The organism is Tessaracoccus sp. MC1627 (assembly GCF_014164725.1).
Lineage (GTDB): Bacteria > Actinomycetota > Actinomycetes > Propionibacteriales > Propionibacteriaceae > Arachnia.
In genome coordinates this window covers 19,855-35,676 of record NZ_JACJGA010000012.1, presented here as the reverse complement: position 1 = coordinate 35,676, position 15,822 = coordinate 19,855, and the positions used below count along the sequence as shown (strand labels likewise).

The following is a 15,822-nucleotide window of genomic DNA, read 5'->3' as shown; positions in this document are numbered from 1 at the left end:
GCCTACCGCGGGGCCGCCCGCGAGGCCGGCACGTTGGATTTCGCTGAGGCCGCCTCGATTGCGGCAGCCCACCTCGAGACGACGGGGGAGCGGCCGGCGCGGCACGTGCTGGTCGACGAGGGGCAGGACTTCAAGCCGTGCCACTGGCAGCTGGTCCGGGCGCTGGCGCCCGAGGCACCCAACGACATCTTCATCGCCGAGGACGCCCACCAGCGGATCTACGGGCAGAAGCTGATGCTCTCGGCGTACGGGATCCGGACGCAGGGCCGGTCGCGGGGGCTGAAGCTCAACTACCGCACCACGGCGCAGAACCTGGCGTGGGCCGTCGGTGTGCTGACGGGGCAGGAGGTCATCGATTCCGACGGCGAGGCCGAGACCATGGCCGGCTACCTGTCGGCGCGCACCGGGCCGAAGCCGGAGGTGCGGCCGTTCCCGACGCTGACGGCGGAGCTGGACTTCGCGGCGGACCTCGTCGGCTCCTGGGTGTCTGGTGGTGAGGTGGCGCCTGAGACAGTCGCGGTGCTGGTCCGCGACCGGGTGACCCGCGACCGCGTCGTCGCCGGGCTGGGGGAGCGGGGCGTCGAGGTGAGGGCTTTGGAGGCCGGCACGGTGAAGCCGGGCAACCCGGTGGCGCTGACGATGCACCGTGCGAAGGGCACGGAGTTCATCCGGGTGCTGCTGTTCGGGCTGAGCAAGGACTCGATGCCCATGGGATTGAAGGCCTACGACTACGACGACGAGGAACTCAGCGAGGCGCAGCTGCGGGAACGCTCGCTGCTGTACGTCGCGGCGTCGCGCGCCCGCGACGAGCTGGTGGTGACGTACAGCGGGTCGCCGTCGGAGCTGCTGCCGTCGGTGACCGGGGATAGCGACGGCGAGCCACAGGGATCAGAGTGACGGCCGCCGCCCGCGCCCCCACCGCCGAGAGCGGTCGTGGCCAAGAGTCGCCCTCATCCTCGCTTCGGGGATCGTGAGGGCACTCGAGGGATCAGGAAGGGGGTGGTGCGTTTGTACTCCAGGTACGCGTCACCGAAGCGAGCTGCCAGTTCCTTCTCCTCGACCACCTTCACGTACAGCAGGAGCAGTCCAGCGAACAGGGCGACGAGCCCGATGGCCGCGACCGAACCGAGGTAGATGCTGAGTCCGATCAACACGTCGATGACGTTCGCCATCGGCTTCCTGGTGACGTTCCTCTTCGGCGGGCTGACCGGCGTCATTCTGGCGTCGCCTCCGTTGGACCTCCACGTCACCGATTCGTACTTCGTCGTCGCGCACTTCCACTATGTGGTGTTCGGCACGGTGGTGTTCGCGATGCTCGCCGGCTTCTACTACTGGTGGCCGAAGTTCGCGGGCAGGATGCTGAACGAGACGTGGGGCAAGGTGCACTTCTGGACGCTGTTCATCGGCTTCCACACCACGTTCCTCGTCCAACACTGGCTGGGCACCCAGGGAATGCAGCGTCGCATCGCCGACCACGGCGCCTGGGAGGGTTTCAGGCTCCTCAACCAAGTCTCGACGTTCGGTGCCTTCCTGCTCGGCATCTCGATGCTTCCATGCCTGTGGAACGTGTGGACCACCCGACGCTCACCCGGGGTCGAGGTCAACGACCCGTGGGGCTGGGGGCGATCCCTGTGGGCGACGTCGTGTCCGCCACCCAGGCACAACTTCGATTCGCTCCCGCCGGTTCGGTCGATGAGCCCCGCCTTGGATCTCGCGCGGACGGAGTTGGTGGAGGTCAGTGGCCCCGACGAGGAACTGCTGCCCTGACTGTGGGGGTTGTGGTCGCTGGCGGTTGGCAGACCAACTATGAATGACCACTGCCCCGTCGGGATCGCGAGACCTCTACGGCAAGCGCCCGATCCCGGGAAGGAAGCGGCCTGTGCGACGCGCGTAGCGCAGGTAGTCGTCGCCGTGCGTCTTGAGCAAGTACGCCTCCTCGACCACCCTGACCTGGAGCTGCACCCCCACGATGAACAGCACCGTGGCCAAGACGAGCAGCGCATTCGGCACCATGAGCGCCAGCCCAAGCAACGTGACGCCCATGGCGGTGAAGATGGGGTTGCGCACCCATGCGAACACGCCGCTGGTGACCAGCTCGGTCCGCTCCGTCGGATCCACCCCCACGCGCCACGAGGAACCCATGGCGAACTGGGAGGCCAACACCCCAACCAGACCGACGGCGCAGACCACCACCCCCGTCCATGCCGCCGCGTCGCTGGCCGGGAGCCGCCATGCGGGAGCGGCCACACCGACGACGAGCCCGACGGCGCCCAAGGCCAACGAGGCACCGAACAACAACGCGCCCAACCGGCCAAGGAGCGGCCCATCTGAGCTGATCCGGCGGATGCCCCAGTCGCCCGTGCGCCTGTAGTGGAGCCAGCCGCGCAGGCCGAACGCCGCCGCCAGCCCGCCGAGGTAGAGCGCGAGTCCCGCGACGGCGAACGTGCGCCACGCTGCGATGTGTGCTTCCATGGACGTAACAATATGAGGTTTCCCTCACATTCGGTACTCGCTTTCTGGGGGTGAGCCATGACGGGCGCAAGGGCTGTTTCTCCACGCAAAATTCCTAGTCAGAGGCGTTCTCTTGAGACGGTGGAGCGCATCGTCAGCGCTGCTGCTCGCGTTTTCGCGGAAGAGGGGGTCGCGGCGACGACCGACCGGATTGCGGCCCGCGCCGGCGTCTCGATCGGCTCGCTCTACCAGTACTTCCCCAACAAGGACGCGCTGCTGCTGGAGCTCGCCCAGAGACACCTGCGCCACAGCACCGGTCCGCTCCGTGAGGCGCTGCGCCCTGGGCGCCCCAGCTCTCAATGGCTGCCGGAAGCGGTCCAACTGGTCGCGGACCTGCACGCGGACGTCGACCTCCATCGCCTCATGTATGACAGGTCGCCCCGCACCCCTGAGTTGGAGGAACACTTCCGCGACGCGCAGGTCGCGCTTCGTGACGCCGTGGCGCTCCTATTACGGGATGAGTATGGGTTGACCGACGCCGCGGGAACGGCCTCGATCCTGGTGGCTCTTGTGGAATCGCTCACCCACCGGCTCGTGGGCGAGGTGCCGCATCCTGTGCTGGAGCGGGAGGTCCTCGGGGCCGCCGTCGCCTACTTGGCCTCCGTCGTCGAATCAGAGGTCACCTGATCGCTTCTTGGAGGGCGAAGTGGTTGGTGGTGGGCCAGAAAAGCGAAATGGGAAGGCCCCCAACCTTCCCATTTCTTCTGAATCTCGATCAGTAACGCGAGATTGTCTCGTAACCAATTCCACCACTGGTGGGCCGGTCAACGTAACACCCAGCGTTGTAGGCGGCACTCCATGCCTTGTTCCGGATGGAGCCGGCATGTGAATACTTGAAGTAGACCTGCCCGGCCCAGGAGCACAGTTCTTGCCAAGTTCGAGGTCCAACCACTCCGTCGACCTTACGGCCGGTCCACTTCTGGAATCGCTTCACCTGAGTCGCGGAGAGTTGGTCCGATCCGCGCCTGCTGCACCTGACCTGGGGCTGTCTAGGGTGTGTGCATGGATCTGCACTCCGTTCACCAACGCCTCATCACCGTCGCCTCGGAGATGGGCTTCGTCCAATCGTCGGAGGGTGACCTGGGACGGTTCATGCGGCTGCTCGTGGCGTCGCGGCCGGGTGGTCGGTTCCTTGAGCTCGGCACCGGCGTCGGCTTTGGTGCGGCTTGGCTGCTGGATGGGATGGAACGACTCGACGCTGGTCTCTGTGGAGCTGGATGACTCGCTCCAATCCGTGGCGAGGGATGCCCTGGCCGGGGATGAGCGCGTGACGTGGGTTCTGGGCGACGGTTCCGATTGGCTGCGCGCCGCAGTCGAGCGCCCCGAACGCTACGACCTCGTGTTCGCCGACACCTGGCCGGGGAAGTAGCACGATCGGGAGTTGGCCATGGAGCTGGTCGCGCCTGGGGGGTGGTACGTCATCGACGACCTGCACCCGCAGCCGGGTTGGCCAGAAGGTCGTCAGGCAACCGTGGATCGGCTCCTGGCGGAGATGGAGCAGGTGGATGGCTGGCGCACCGAGTTCCTGCCGTGGGGGAGTGGCTCATGCTCTGCGTGCGGGGGCAGCGACCATCGGGTTGGATGGACGCATCCCCGCGTGAGAGAGGAGCACCGGCCGCGGAGACACCGATCAGTCGGCCGACGCGGATCATCCCCGCGCGAGCCCGTGCCTCGAAGCGAGCGGGGGCACCCGTCGCCAGTCTTGACCACACGGATGTAGGCGGGATCATCCCCGCGTGAGCGGGGAGCACGCCGGCATCCCCTGATTCACCCGCCCAGCGCGGGGATCATCCCCGCGTGATTGTGAACCCAACTTCGTCTCTTGGGTCATCGTTGCTCGTCCGAGATAGGCCGTGGCCTGCCAAGACCAGGGTGACCACGACCTGCCCGAGCCCGGACTGTCGTTCAGCCCACCGCACGAATCTCGCCGTCTCGCGCTGCCTCATGGTCTGATTGTCTCCCTGACGGTGCTCCTGCGTGACGCCTCCGGCCGACCGGACGTAGCTGGGCTTAGCGAGTCAGATCGCCCGCAAGTCCATACTCGTCATGGCCCGAGAGTGGCTTGGTGCTGCATCAACCCTCGATGGGAATCGCGGGCTCCAGCGCCGCCCACGCTTCCTGGTCGCTTGTCAGCTCAGAGAAGCGGATCTGGACATCGTCGGCGCTCTTGAGGGGCGGCACGGCCGCATCGACGTTCACCGCTGCGGGCAGTTCATCGGCACACTCCCAGGTCACACCGCCTGAAGCCTTCACACCGTTGACCCAGAGCTCGGGGGTGATGGAGCCGTTCCCGTGGCAGGAAGCCCGAATCTGGTAGCCGATTTGGAGATCCGGGGCGCCTGTCAGTTCACTCACCGCAGCGCCGTCGAAGTAGGTGACTCGCGCCACCTCACCCTCGATTCTCTCCGGTGCCGTGAACGCTTCCTCCAGTGCGGGGCTCGTCTGAACCGGGGCAGACTCGGGCGTGCTCGCCTGCGTCGGCTTGCTGCTGGTGCTGACTCGGTCAGTGGGGGTCGGAGAGGAGGTGGGTTCAGGGGCCGGGTCGCTCGTGCAGGCAACCAGGACGAGAACCGAGGCGACGACGGCGGCGCGCATCTTCATGGCTCAATAAAACGCTCAACCCGCGCAACCCGCGCGAAGGTAGCCTGACGCGTAGGACACCTGAAGGAAATGAAATGCGTACGCCGCCTGGCACTGCCCCCGGCCCAAGCCCGCGGCCAGCCATTTCGCGGACGCGTCGCGTTCTGGCGCGGGCTCACCGTCACCGACTGAGGGGGTGGCATCCGCGCGGCAGACCCGGGACAGGGGACGATGACACGTTGATGGGACGGATAGGCGAGCGCTTGGCGCACGGAGTGCGGGGGTGGATGGCCATCGGGGCAACGCTGCTCTTCGTGGTGTTCACCGCGATGGTGCTGCCCGACCAGGCTGAGGCGGGCGCGTTCTACACGGTCCGCTACCCAGCCCCGGACACATCCCTGTGGTACTGGCCGGACGACCTGTACGCGGCGGCCGAGGCGTGGGGGCCGGATGGTCGAGCCGCCTACGTCTACGCACGCGTGACGTTCGATGTCATCTGGCCGCCGGTGTACGGGGCGTTCCTGGTGGCGACGCTCGCCTGGGTCTGGGCCCGGGGCGCAGCTCCTGGGAGCCGGTGGCGAGGGGTGGCCCTGCTGCCGGTGGTGGTGGTGGCTCTGGACTACGCCGAGAACATCTGCGCCGCGACGGTGATGGCACGCTATCCGGCGCGGACCCCGGTGCTGGCGGAGTTGGCGCCGATCTTTACCGCCGGCAAGTGGCTCACCCTGTCCGTCAGCTTCCTTCTGCTGGTGGTCGGCGTGGTCGTCGTCCTCACTGCCTGGTGGCGGGCGCGCAGTCTGCGCCCACCCCGGTCACAGGCCGGGTGAGAAGGAGATCGGCAGCACCACCTCGTTGCGACGGAGGAACCACGGCGTCCAGGGAGGGTCGAAGCGTGCGAACCGGGGCGCCCCGCTGACCTCCAATCCGGCCTGCTCGACGGCGGCGCGGAGGGCCGCCAACTGTTGCTGGTAGATGCTCTCCGTCCAGCGCCCGGTGAAGCCATTGACCGCGGCCACCTCGTCGGCGACCTGCCGCACCTTGATGCGCGGGTCGGTGGGGGTCGGCAGCGTGTCAAGGGTGAACTCGGCGGCATCACGAAGGCCACCAGGTGCCGACCGGTCCCGGCGTCGGGTTGTTGAACGACGGGTGAGGTCATCCGGATCGTGGTGGACGACTCCTGCTGCACCACCGGGGCCGTCATGGCCACCTTGCCCCGGGTGCTGTTGCGGGCCCGAGATGTAGGCCACGAGAATCCCGAAGGCCTGGTTCCCTGCGCACGTGAAGGAGCTGTCCACCTCCACCTCGGCGACGAGGTGAGTTGGGTACAGGCGCACCTCGAAGAGGGGTATCGGCTGAGGACGTTGTACGGCTGCTTTCCGTAATGTCTTCAGCGTGGCACTCTCGGGCCTACCGGTCTACGAGCGATTCTTCAAGAGGGCGATCAGCATCCAGTGCTCGCCCGATCATGCTGCGGGTCGGCTTCGACGGTCATGAGCGAGGCTTGTATCGCGTAGCGCTACGCGATACGCTTTGTGTTGTGATCGTCAGCTTCCGGCACAAGGGTTTGGAGCGGCTGTATCGCGATGGTTCGAAGAAGGGTGTTCAAGCGGCTCACGTCCCCAAACTGCTGCGCATCTTGTCGCTGCTTGACGTGGCACAGACCCCCGACGATCTCGCGATCCCGTCGTTCCGGACCCACCCCCTCAAAGGGGACCTGGGCGGGCACTGGTCGGTCTGGGTGAACGGCAACTGGCGGGTCGCGTTCCGCTTCGCTGAGAGTGATGTCGAACTCGTTGATTATCAGGACTACCACTGACCAGGAGGTGGACAGCATGGTGATGAAGACACCGGTACATCCCGGCGAGATCCTGCGTGAGGACGTGCTGGCCGACCTCGGGCTGAGTGTCGGAGAGGCTGCGTCACGGCTCGGGATCTCCCGGGTGACGTTGAGCCGCGTCCTGCACGGCCATGCCCGGCTGAGCCCCAACCTTGCTGTTCGACTGGAGGGGGCTGGCGTTAGTACCGCCCGTGCTTGGCTGGCCCTGCAGTCGGCTTATGACCTCGCGGCCGAGCGTGCCGCCGGACTACCCACTGTCCGCAGGCTCGACCCCGTCGCCTGACAGCACCCCGGACATGGCGCTCTGTGTGCCGCCCCAACCTTCAGATGCGTATCTGCAGGCTCTCTAGCCGGCAGGTGGTCAGTTGCAGCGCCTCCTGATGACTTTCCTCGGCAGGCCTGGTAGGTCGGGGCGGTGGCGCAGCATCTTCGTCAGGGGCCTCGCTTCTCGGGCCCGAGTCGGGCAGGATCGCTGTCATGATCCGCGCCACGCGTGAGCTCGCGATGTTCCCCCTCGGGTCCGTCCTGTTCCCCGCCATGCCGTTGCAGCTGCGCGTCTTCGAGCCGCGCTACGTGGAGATGCTCTCGTCGTTGCTCGCCGGGACCGTTCGCGAGTTCGGGGTGGTGCTGATCGAGCGGGGCTCCGAGGTCGGGGGAGGGGACATGCGCTTCGGTGTCGGCACGGTGGCGCGGATCGTGTCGGTCGACGTGGCCGAGGACTCCATCCACGTGTTAGCGAGCGGCACGACGCGCTTCGAGGTGGTGCGCTGGCTCCAGGACGAACCGTTCCCGCGGGCGGAGGTGCTCGAATTGCCCGCCGTCGAGTTCGACGAATCCACGCCGTCGAAGCTCGCGGAAGCTGAGGCCCTGGTGCGTGGAACGCTGGCCCGGGCGAGCGAGTTCGTGGAACTCCCGTGGGCGGCCGACGTCAACCTGTCGCCCGACTTGGGCGAGCGCATCTGGCAGGTCGCGGGGATCGCGCCGCTCAGCCCTATGGACCAGTACGCGCTGTTGCGTTCGACCAGCGCCGATGAGCTCTTGTCCCGGCTGGTGGACGACACTCGGGGCGCTGAGATCGTGCTCACGGCGGGGTGGGGGCCGGAGGGGGACGACGGTGGCGAGTGAGCCGGGTGTCTCGCGATATCGGGGGGACAGCTGACGACCCGGCTCGCGCACATGGGCGAGCCGGGTCGTTGAGCGAAGCGGCTGCTAGCGAGACGTCGCCGAGGGGCTCCGGCGGGCCTTCCGCTCGACCCACAGGATGAGCACCGTGCACACCGTGACCGTCGCGATCGACGCCACGGCGTCGACGGCGGCCACCTCCGTGCCATTGAGGTCCACCAAACCGATGGCGCCGAAGGCGAAGCCGAGGGAGTTGTTCACCGCATGGAGGACGATCGCGGCTTCCAGGCCACCGGTCCGCCACACCAGCACGCCGGCGGCGAGCGCGAACCCGGCCACACTGATCAGCCCGGGGACGTTGTAGGTGTGGCCTGCGACGAACAGCGGGAGCGGCAACAGGATGCCCCAGAACGGGTTGCGGAGCCACGCGCCGAACACCTGCATCGGCAGCGCGCGGCACGCGAACTCCTCGGCCGCGGCCTGAAGCGGCACGATCAGCAGCGCCGCGAGGATCAGCCACCAGCTGTACGGCTGCCACGTGGGCGCGACGGGCTCTCCAGCGAGCCAGGCCATGGCGACGACCAGCAGCTGGCTCGCCACGTACACGCTCAGGCAGATGGCCAGGGAGCGGCCGAGGACTCCCCAGCGGAGCCGCCCGGCGACCGAAAGGATGGTGCCGACAGGCCGACGGCCGGCCGCGACCCCCACGATCACCGCGGGAATCATGAGGATCAGACTGGCCATCAGCGAAAAAAACTGGAACGGGTCGTACATGTCACCGTCCACGCCGACGGCGTCCAGCGAGGCCGCGAGCCGCGGGTCGATCAGCACAGCCACCGCAGCTGCCGCGAAGAGCAGCAGCATCATCGCGAGGTACGCGGCGACCGCCACGACGGCGGTGACCAACGGCCGCCACCAGCGGTAGTTGGCCTGGGTCCGGGCGATCCGGTGGTAGTCGGGACGCTCCGGCGCAGCCGAGGGGCTGAGCACGGGGTGCGGCGGGTCAAGGGTGATGGTTGATGTGTTCATGACGTCATCCTCGCGACCCGCCGCACCGAGGCACCATCGGTCGACCGGGTGCCTGCCGGGGCCGAAGGGATGGTCCAGGTTCACGCCTTCGGACGACACCGGCTGGGCTCTCCGCTGCCCTAGGGTGGTCCGATGACCGTCCAGCCCTCGCCCGTCGGGACCCGCCGCCCGCCTCAGGGCTCGAGAAGCGTGGCGTTGATGATCGTCGTCTCGGCAGTGTCTGTGCTGGTGACGCTGGTCGCTCTTCCTGGCTATCTGGAGTCGCCGCTGGCCGGCTGGCTCGGCCCGGCCGTGATGCTGCTCAACCTGGGCGGCCTCGTCGGCTCGCTCGTGCTGCTGCCCAGGGTGCTGTACCGGGCCCCAGGCGGACCCATCTGGGCCCCGGACGAGAAGCGAGAGCAACGGGCGGTCGTTTATGCGCTTGTCATCATCGCGCTGGCGGCAGTCTCCGACGGCGCGGCGACCGCTGCCGGGGTCGCCCTCGTCTCCATCGCCGCCCGCCGTCGTTGGCCGGCCATCGCCTTGACCGTCGCCGCCTTCGGTGTCGCGTACGCGGCCGGTCGAGGGTTGATCGTCCCGCTGGGGGCGGCCGCGCCGACGGTGGCCCAGGAGGCGATCGGGGTTGCTGTCCTGGTCGCCATCCTGGTGCTGTTCGGCCTCTACCGCGGCAGTCGGCGTGAGCTGTGGCGCTCCCTGCAGCAGGAGGCCGACCTGGCCCGTCGCGAACAGGCCGCCCGCGTCATGCAGGCCCGCGAGGCCGAGCGCACCCGCATCGCCGGCGAGATGCACGACTCGTTGTCGCACCGGCTCGCGCTGATCTCGCTGCACGCGGGCGCCCTCGAATATCGCGCGGATCTGGATCCCGCCGTCGCCCGCGAGGCTGCGGGAGTGATCCGGGCGGCGGCCGAGACGGCCGTCGAGGAACTCCATGAGGTGCTGGCGGTCCTCCGACCGCCGGAGGCAGGGACGGCCCCGGCTCCGACCTTGGCCGACGTGCGCACGCTCGCCGACACCGTCCGTGCCACCGGACACCCCGTCGACCTGACCCTCGACGTGGGCCCCGGCGAGCCGGGCACGGCCACGACCGGGCACCTGTACCGCGTCCTCCAGGAGTCGTTCACCAACGCCGTCAAGCACGCCCCCGGGTTGCCCATCACGGCCACGATCGCGGGCGGGCGGGCCGGTGGAATCTCCGTTTCCGTCCGCAACCCCGTGCCGCTCGCGCCCATCGACGCCCCCGGGTCGCGGATGGGCCTGGCCGGGCTGACCGAGCGGATGGCGCTGATCGGGGGCCGGTTCCAGGCCCAGGTCGTGTCCGGAGAGTTCCTCGTGGAAGCATGGTTGCCGTGGGCGTGAACGAGATCCGGGTGCTCCTCGTCGACGACGAGGCGTTGGTCCGGGCGGGACTGCGGCTGATCCTCGAAGGCTCTGGCGGCATCACCGTCGTGGGCGAGGCGACCGACGGGCTGGAGGCGGTCGCCCGGGTCACCGAACTGAACCCCGACGTGGTGCTGATGGACGTCAGGATGCCGCGGTGCGACGGCGTCGAGGCCACCCGAAGCATCCGTGCGCTGCCTAACCCGCCCCACGTCGTCATGCTCACCTCCTTCGACACCGACGACTTCCTGGTGCGCGCGCTCGACGCCGGGGCATCCGGCTTCCTGCTGAAGCACACCTCGCCGCCAGACCTGGTCGCGGCGGTCCAGCAGTCCGCGGCGGGGACGATGTCCTTCTCGCCCCTCGTCCTGCAGCGCCTCGTCGCCGCCGCCACGCGCGCCACGCAGCAGGCGGCGACCGACCCTCTGGAGGGGCTGAGCGAGCGCGAAACCGAGATCGCCCGCTTGGTCGCCGAAGGGCTCACCAACGTCGAGATCGCCGGTCGGCTGTTCCTGTCGCTGCCGACCATCAAGACCCACCTCGCTCGGATCTTCGACAAGCTCGGAGTCACCAGCCGCGTCCAGTTGGCCCTCGCGGTGCACGGACACCGGCAGTAACCGAGCGGCGTGTGGGGGGACGATAACCTCTGTCCTAGTCAACCCGTAGGGTGTCGTGGGGAGGTGAGTATGACGGAGGAGTCGCCGAGCGCCTGGGCACTGCTGCCCCTGCCGGGGCAGTCCACCGCGGCTGCCTATCTCACGGGGCCCCTGGCTAAGCAGTACCGCCTCATCGTCGACATCCTCGACGACGAACGCCACGTCTCGCTCACCGGGGTCGGGTTCGATGAGCTCAGCGTGCTGATCCGGCGTCGGTTGCCCGACGAGCGGACCGGCGAGCTGATGGCGGAGTTCGCCCTTGAAGCGCGAATGCGCCAGCTCGTCGAATGGGGCACGTGCGAGTCATGGCAGGATCACGCCGAGACCCAGCAGGACTTCCTCCGCAACCGCTTCCGCTACCAGCTCACCGAGGCCGGTTCGGCGTTCAACGCGGCGGTGCGTCGGGTGGAGGCGGAGCTCGGTCCGTCGTCGACGGCTGTGCTGCTCGCACCCGCCTCGCTGACCGAGCGTCTGAACGCGACGCTGGCCGCGATCGACGCCGGCGACCCCGCCGCGGCCAGCAAGGAGTTGGCCCAGGCCCAGACGACGCTCGAAGCCATGGGCGCCGCCGCCTCCGAGTGGCAGTCCCGGCTGGCCGCGGCACTGGGCGGATCCCCGACGGAGCAGAAGATCCAACGGCTGCTGGAGACGATCCTCGCGTACGTGGAGGCGTGGGGATCCGGCGTGGACGCCTGGAGCGACGCGATCTTGGGATCCCTTCCGCGGCTGGGCGAGATCGCCGACGACACCTGGCGGGCGATGGCGCTGGCCCGGCTGGGATCCGACGCCCCGGAGTCATCCCTTGCGACGACGGTGACGGAGATGCGAAGGGCCGTCACGACGGTCGGCACCTGGTTCGCCGGCACGGAGCCGCAGGCCCAGCGGCTGCGCCGACGGATCCGCGACGCAGTCGCCCCCGTGCTGCGCAGCCACCGCACCCTGCTCGCCGTCGGCGGCACCGTGTCCCGGAAGGCGGACCTGCTGAGGCTGGCGTCGGCGATGGAGCGCGCGCCGGACGGCGTGGAAGCGTGGCGCCTGTGGTGCACGGCCACCGGTCTGTTCCCGGCCCGCCACTTCACCCTCACCACCCCCGAGGTGTCCAACGGTCCGCGGGTCTCGGCCTGGGAGGCCCCGCCGGCCGTAATCTCCCGACGGCTGCGGGCGCAGGCCTCCCGTTCCCTCGCCGGGCGCCCCGCGCAGATCGTCGACAACGCCGCGGCACGGGTGGAGGCCCGACGGCTGGCGCTGCGCGAGCAGGCGGACCTGGAACGCGCCGCGGCGTCGCTGACCGCACGCTCGGGCACGGCCCTCAGCCACTGGGACGATCTCACCTCCACCGAGTCGGTGCTCCTGCTCGAACTCGTTTCCGCCGCCCGCAACCATCGGAGCCCCGACGGCCCGAGCAGCGCGGTGAGCGCTGATGGTCGCTGGCGACTGGTGCTCCATCCCCTTCCTGGTTCTGCTGTCCTGAGAGGAGGAGCTGCGCCGCCTGATCGCCGAGGCCAACTTCTTCGACGTCCCCAACTTCCTGCTCGAGTCTCCAGTCGCCGACGGAATCACGTCGCGGCTCTGGATCGCGGTCGGCAGGCGCGCCCACCAGGTGACCCGGGGCGACGGCATCGACGCGGACGACATCGAGGCCTTCCACGCGTTGGCGGCGTGGGTGGATGCCCGGACTCCTCCGTTGTTCCCCGAAGTTGGCAACCTGCTGGCCTGAATCCGACGCTTCAGCCGGACGTGATCGCTCGCTCCCGACGGCTCGGGTTGCGCACCTTCACCGCCATCGTCGTGCTTCCCCGAAGGATCAGGCGCGGGAGGTCGCCCATCGGGCGCGTGGGCACCATGGAGCTGATCGTGCCGGACTGCCCGCTGACGTTCAGCTGCTGCGCGTCAACCCCCCAGCCGTCGGGAACGATGACGGTCACCGACGGGTTGCCGGTGATCACGATGTCGATGACCCGCGCGAGCGGCCGGGCGCGGGTGCAGTCCAGCTTGACGCCTCCCCAGCCGGTGCCGAGGATCTCCACGAACGGCGGCAGGTCCCATGCGCCCTCCTGGGCGTGACCCGACCATCCAGAGCGGATCAGCAGCGGGTTCTCCCACCGCATCCCCGGTCCGTCGCCCAGGGGGACCTGCTCCGCGACCACGGCGGGCAGCGCCGCCGAGGGAACCAGGTCGTCGAGGATCCGGTAGAGGTCATCGCGGGTGAAGGCGTTGAGGGCGGTGGGGAGCCGAGCGTTCAGCTCATCGACGTTCAACCGACCGTCCACCACCGCCTCCCGGAGGATGGCGGCGGCATGATCACGCTGCTGGGCCGTAACCCGCAGGCGTCCGTCAGGCGGATCGCGAAAGTCCACGCCGGGAGGTTACCGCGATCGAGGGGAGGCCTGGGGCGGTGTTCATTTTCGCCGGCACCGGTCCTGTGGTCAGTTGGGCACCCACGAAGACCACGGGCAGTCGCTGTGAAGCCTCCAGCTGACATGCGACCGGTTCATGGGAGTCGGAGGTCGAACTTCGACAGCGGCTCGGGCCCGGCCACCACCCGGCGGGTCACCTGCAGGATCGCGTCCTCGTTGGGGTCTACACGCCACCTGACCAGAGAGATGGCGCTGTTCTCGATCTCCAGGGCGGTGATGTGCGACGGATAGATGCAGCTGCCGGAGTTGAAGTAGGGCATCTGGTTGCCCCGCGGGAACTTCTCGCGGTGGGTGTGGCCACAGATGAGTGCCATCCGGTTCTGGCGGATCCACTTCACGTAGTTGCGCTCCACCTTGTGGCGCTTGTAGGAGTTGGCGACGGGGCTGGTGGGGCTGTGGAACCCGAACGCGTGCGCGTACCTCCAGAACGCGCGCATCATGAACCGGCTGAACCTCCAGGCCTGGTCGTTGGGAAAGTCGCCCTGGTGGCCGTGCACCAGTAGGACGTCCTGCCCGGTCTCCCGGTGCCGGAACACCACTGACTCAACCGCCTCCAGACCGTGGAAGAACGGCTCGATCTCACCGGTCACCGCGTCCTTCGCGGTCCACAGGTGTTGTCGTACGAACCTGGGGTCTCTCAGGTCGAGGTCATGGTTGCCCCACATCCGGATCAACCTGCCCGCCTGGTGGAATTGGCGCAGCTGCTCCCACACGGCGCGGTTGGCCCTGATGATGTGCTTGAAGTCATGCTCCCAGAGCTCGTCGCCGTCGCCCGCCTCCACGTAGGTGAAGCCGTTCTTCCAGTAGTAGTCCATGGCGGCCGTGAACGAGTTCTTGTTCTTGAGGAACTCGTCGGACTTGGATCCGTCCCCCCGATGGCAGTCGCTCATGATCACGTAGCGGGAGGTGTCGTCGATGAGCTCTACGCGGGCGTCCCTGTAGGCCTCGGTCAGACGAGTCATCGTCTTCACAGCAATCACCGCCAGACTCTGTCGTTTCCCTCGATCATAGGTCGGCGACACCGAGGCGTCCGCCAATCGCCCGACACGAGCCACCGGAGCCGTTCGACTGGGCCGGGCTCCCTCGCTGGGCGGTGCGAGACCACGCCGGCCAGGCCTGGAGGCGAGGATGGCTCTCGCCCGCCCGACTCAGAAGCTGAACGTGGTGGCGCCCTCGCCGATCCATTCCCACAGCTGCACCGTCCCGGCCACTTCGGCGTTGGGCAGCAGGGTGCCCGGGTCGATGGCCTTGGCCTTCACGCACACGCCGCACGCGATGTAGCGCCCACCGGCGGCGGCATAGCGGTCCATGAGGTCGGTCAGCGGCGGGCAGCCGTCGCAGGCGGTGGCCCGGGCGAACCCCGCGACCGCGACCCGGACGGCCTCCTTGGTGAGGAACATCAGGGTCTCCCGGCCGGCTTCTGCGGCTCCGACGGCGACGAGGAATGCCACAGTGACCTTCTCGGCGTCCTCCAGCCCCGTGGTCAGGGAGATGGCTGCCTTGTTCATGAGCGCCTCCTTTGGCGACGTGTCCTGTGAAAAAAGTACGATCGTTCGTGCTAACTTGTCAAGGGTGAACCCAGAGCCGTCGCCCCCGCCGGTCCGTGCACTCCGCGCTGATGGGCGTCGCACCAGAGCCGCAATCCTGCAGACTGCAGCGCGGCTGGCATCGGTCGAGGGGATCGACGGCCTCACCATCGGCGGCCTGGCCGCTGAGCTGCACATGAGCAAGAGCGGGTTGTATGCGCACTTCGGCTCCAAGGTGGAGCTCCAACTCGCCACCGTGGCGGAGGCCGCAAGAATCTTCGACGACGTGGTGGTGACCCCGGCGATGTCCGCGCCCTCGGCGCACGAGAAGCTCCTGGCGCTCTGCGATCGGTATCTCCAGCATCTGCGCGACCGGGTCTTCCCGGGCGGCTGCTTCTTCGCCAGCGCAGCCCTCGAGATGGGGAGCCGGCCCGGACCGGTGCGCGAGGCGATCGCCGATTTCCAGCGGCGCCTCACCGGACTCTTCGCCGAGCTCGTCATCGCCGCCCAGGGCGAGGGCCACCTCGGGGGCGAGGACCCCAGGGCGCTGGCCTTCGAGATCAACGGGCAGTTCCTCGCCGCCAGCGCGGGCTTCGTGCTGACGGGCGACGCCGGGGTCCTCGACCTCGCCGAGCAGGTGCTGTTTCGCCGGCTTGAGGATGGTGCTGCGCCCCGAGCCTGACTCGCCGGCAGACCTGATGCGTGCTTGACGACCGGGGTTGCCGCAAGAGTCGGCGGCTCTGGCGAGTCGGTTCGTCGCGGCTCTC

18 protein-coding genes and 3 pseudogenes are annotated in these 15,822 nt (G+C 68.4%); 12 read left to right on the top strand and 9 right to left on the bottom strand.

All coding sequences use genetic code 11. The features are described from left to right. On the top strand, positions 1–897 hold an 897-nt coding region (locus H5399_RS17055; RefSeq protein ID WP_182784842.1), incomplete at its 5' end, for a 3'-5' exonuclease. Positions 898–950: 53 nt separating this feature from the next. Here H5399_RS17055 and H5399_RS17050 read toward each other — a convergent pair. After that, positions 951–1,172 carry an isoprenylcysteine carboxylmethyltransferase family protein gene (locus H5399_RS17050; RefSeq protein WP_182784840.1) on the bottom strand — a complete coding sequence of 74 codons (222 nt, stop codon included), beginning with the start codon at positions 1,170–1,172 and terminating at the stop codon, positions 951–953. Between H5399_RS17050 and H5399_RS17045 the strand changes: the two are divergent. Then, positions 1,150–1,767, top strand: a pseudogene (locus tag H5399_RS17045) (cbb3-type cytochrome c oxidase subunit I); the annotation flags it as partial. The gene H5399_RS17050 and the pseudogene H5399_RS17045 overlap by 23 nt on opposite strands. Before the next feature lie 75 nt (positions 1,768–1,842). On the opposite strand, the gene H5399_RS17040 reads toward H5399_RS17045, so the two are convergent. Continuing rightward, positions 1,843–2,472 carry an isoprenylcysteine carboxylmethyltransferase family protein gene (locus H5399_RS17040; protein WP_182784836.1) on the bottom strand — a complete coding sequence of 210 codons (630 nt, stop codon included), beginning with the start codon at positions 2,470–2,472 and terminating at the stop codon, positions 1,843–1,845. A gap of 120 nt (positions 2,473–2,592) precedes the next feature. On the opposite strand from H5399_RS17040, the gene H5399_RS17035 reads away from it, so the two are divergent. After that, the gene (locus tag H5399_RS17035) at positions 2,593–3,138 is read left to right on the top strand and encodes a TetR/AcrR family transcriptional regulator (protein ID WP_182784834.1); all 546 of its coding nucleotides are present in this window, start codon (positions 2,593–2,595) and stop codon (positions 3,136–3,138) included. A gap of 88 nt (positions 3,139–3,226) precedes the next feature. On the opposite strand, the pseudogene H5399_RS18700 reads toward H5399_RS17035, so the two are convergent. Continuing rightward, positions 3,227–3,448, bottom strand: a pseudogene (locus tag H5399_RS18700) (peptidoglycan-binding protein); the annotation flags it as partial. A 65-nt stretch (positions 3,449–3,513) separates the two neighbouring features. Between H5399_RS18700 and H5399_RS17025 the strand changes: the two are divergent. Continuing rightward, complete coding sequence (locus tag H5399_RS17025) at positions 3,514–3,732, top strand: hypothetical protein (RefSeq protein ID WP_182784830.1); 219 nt, start codon at positions 3,514–3,516, stop codon at positions 3,730–3,732. Between the two features lie 852 nt (positions 3,733–4,584). Here H5399_RS17025 and H5399_RS17020 read toward each other — a convergent pair. Then, positions 4,585–5,106 carry a hypothetical protein gene (locus H5399_RS17020; RefSeq protein WP_182784828.1) on the bottom strand — a complete coding sequence of 174 codons (522 nt, stop codon included), beginning with the start codon at positions 5,104–5,106 and terminating at the stop codon, positions 4,585–4,587. Between the two features lie 248 nt (positions 5,107–5,354). Here H5399_RS17020 and H5399_RS17015 point away from each other — a divergent pair, with 248 nt between their 5' ends. Further along, positions 5,355–5,918 carry a hypothetical protein gene (locus tag H5399_RS17015; RefSeq protein ID WP_182784826.1) on the top strand — a complete coding sequence of 188 codons (564 nt, stop codon included), beginning with the start codon at positions 5,355–5,357 and terminating at the stop codon, positions 5,916–5,918. Here the strand turns inward: H5399_RS17015 and H5399_RS17010 are convergent. After that, positions 5,904–6,425: a heme-binding protein gene (locus tag H5399_RS17010; protein ID WP_220491103.1), complete on the bottom strand. Its 522-nt coding sequence runs from the start codon at positions 6,423–6,425 to the stop codon at positions 5,904–5,906. The two genes, H5399_RS17015 and H5399_RS17010, sit on opposite strands and share 15 nt — an antisense overlap. 203 nt (positions 6,426–6,628) lie before the next feature. Here H5399_RS17010 and H5399_RS17005 point away from each other — a divergent pair, with 203 nt between their 5' ends. From H5399_RS17005 to H5399_RS16995, 3 genes are all read left to right on the top strand, one after another. Next, positions 6,629–6,907, top strand: coding sequence for a type II toxin-antitoxin system RelE/ParE family toxin (locus H5399_RS17005; protein ID WP_182784824.1), 279 nt, complete (start codon positions 6,629–6,631; stop codon positions 6,905–6,907). A 16-nt stretch (positions 6,908–6,923) separates the two neighbouring features. Continuing rightward, entirely contained in the window at positions 6,924–7,211 is a 288-nt protein-coding gene (locus H5399_RS17000) for a HigA family addiction module antitoxin (protein ID WP_220491102.1), read from the top strand. A 194-nt stretch (positions 7,212–7,405) separates the two neighbouring features. Then, positions 7,406–8,053, top strand: a complete 648-nt coding sequence (locus H5399_RS16995) for an LON peptidase substrate-binding domain-containing protein (RefSeq protein ID WP_220491101.1) — start codon at positions 7,406–7,408, stop codon at positions 8,051–8,053. Positions 8,054–8,137: 84 nt separating this feature from the next. Here H5399_RS16995 and H5399_RS16990 read toward each other — a convergent pair whose 3' ends face one another. Then, entirely contained in the window at positions 8,138–9,079 is a 942-nt protein-coding gene (locus H5399_RS16990; RefSeq protein ID WP_182784822.1) for a CPBP family intramembrane glutamic endopeptidase, read from the bottom strand. 132 nt (positions 9,080–9,211) lie between these two features. On the opposite strand from H5399_RS16990, the gene H5399_RS16985 reads away from it, so the two are divergent. From H5399_RS16985 to H5399_RS16975, 3 genes are all read left to right on the top strand, one after another. Continuing rightward, entirely contained in the window at positions 9,212–10,435 is a 1,224-nt protein-coding gene (locus H5399_RS16985) for a sensor histidine kinase (RefSeq protein WP_139280105.1), read from the top strand. Continuing rightward, positions 10,426–11,073, top strand: coding sequence for a response regulator transcription factor (locus tag H5399_RS16980; RefSeq protein ID WP_245787905.1), 648 nt, complete (start codon positions 10,426–10,428; stop codon positions 11,071–11,073). The genes H5399_RS16985 and H5399_RS16980 overlap by 10 nt, the downstream gene beginning before the upstream one ends. Before the next feature lie 69 nt (positions 11,074–11,142). After that, entirely contained in the window at positions 11,143–13,176 is a 2,034-nt protein-coding gene (locus tag H5399_RS16975; protein ID WP_182784820.1) for a DUF2397 domain-containing protein, read from the top strand. Between the two features lie 119 nt (positions 13,177–13,295). Here H5399_RS16975 and H5399_RS18695 read toward each other — a convergent pair. The 3 genes and pseudogenes from H5399_RS18695 to H5399_RS16965 all read right to left on the bottom strand — a co-directional run. Continuing rightward, positions 13,296–13,469: pseudogene (locus H5399_RS18695) on the bottom strand (DUF1707 domain-containing protein); the annotation flags it as partial. 134 nt (positions 13,470–13,603) lie between these two features. After that, positions 13,604–14,491 carry a metallophosphoesterase family protein gene (locus tag H5399_RS16970; protein ID WP_182784819.1) on the bottom strand — a complete coding sequence of 296 codons (888 nt, stop codon included), beginning with the start codon at positions 14,489–14,491 and terminating at the stop codon, positions 13,604–13,606. A gap of 186 nt (positions 14,492–14,677) precedes the next feature. Beyond that, on the bottom strand, positions 14,678–15,037 hold the full coding sequence (locus tag H5399_RS16965) for a DsrE family protein (protein ID WP_182784817.1): 360 nt from the start codon (positions 15,035–15,037) through the stop codon (positions 14,678–14,680). Positions 15,038–15,101: 64 nt separating this feature from the next. Between H5399_RS16965 and H5399_RS16960 the strand changes: the two genes are divergently transcribed. Continuing rightward, positions 15,102–15,737, top strand: coding sequence for a TetR/AcrR family transcriptional regulator (locus H5399_RS16960; RefSeq protein WP_182784815.1), 636 nt, complete (start codon positions 15,102–15,104; stop codon positions 15,735–15,737). Positions 15,738–15,822 lie beyond the last annotated feature (85 nt).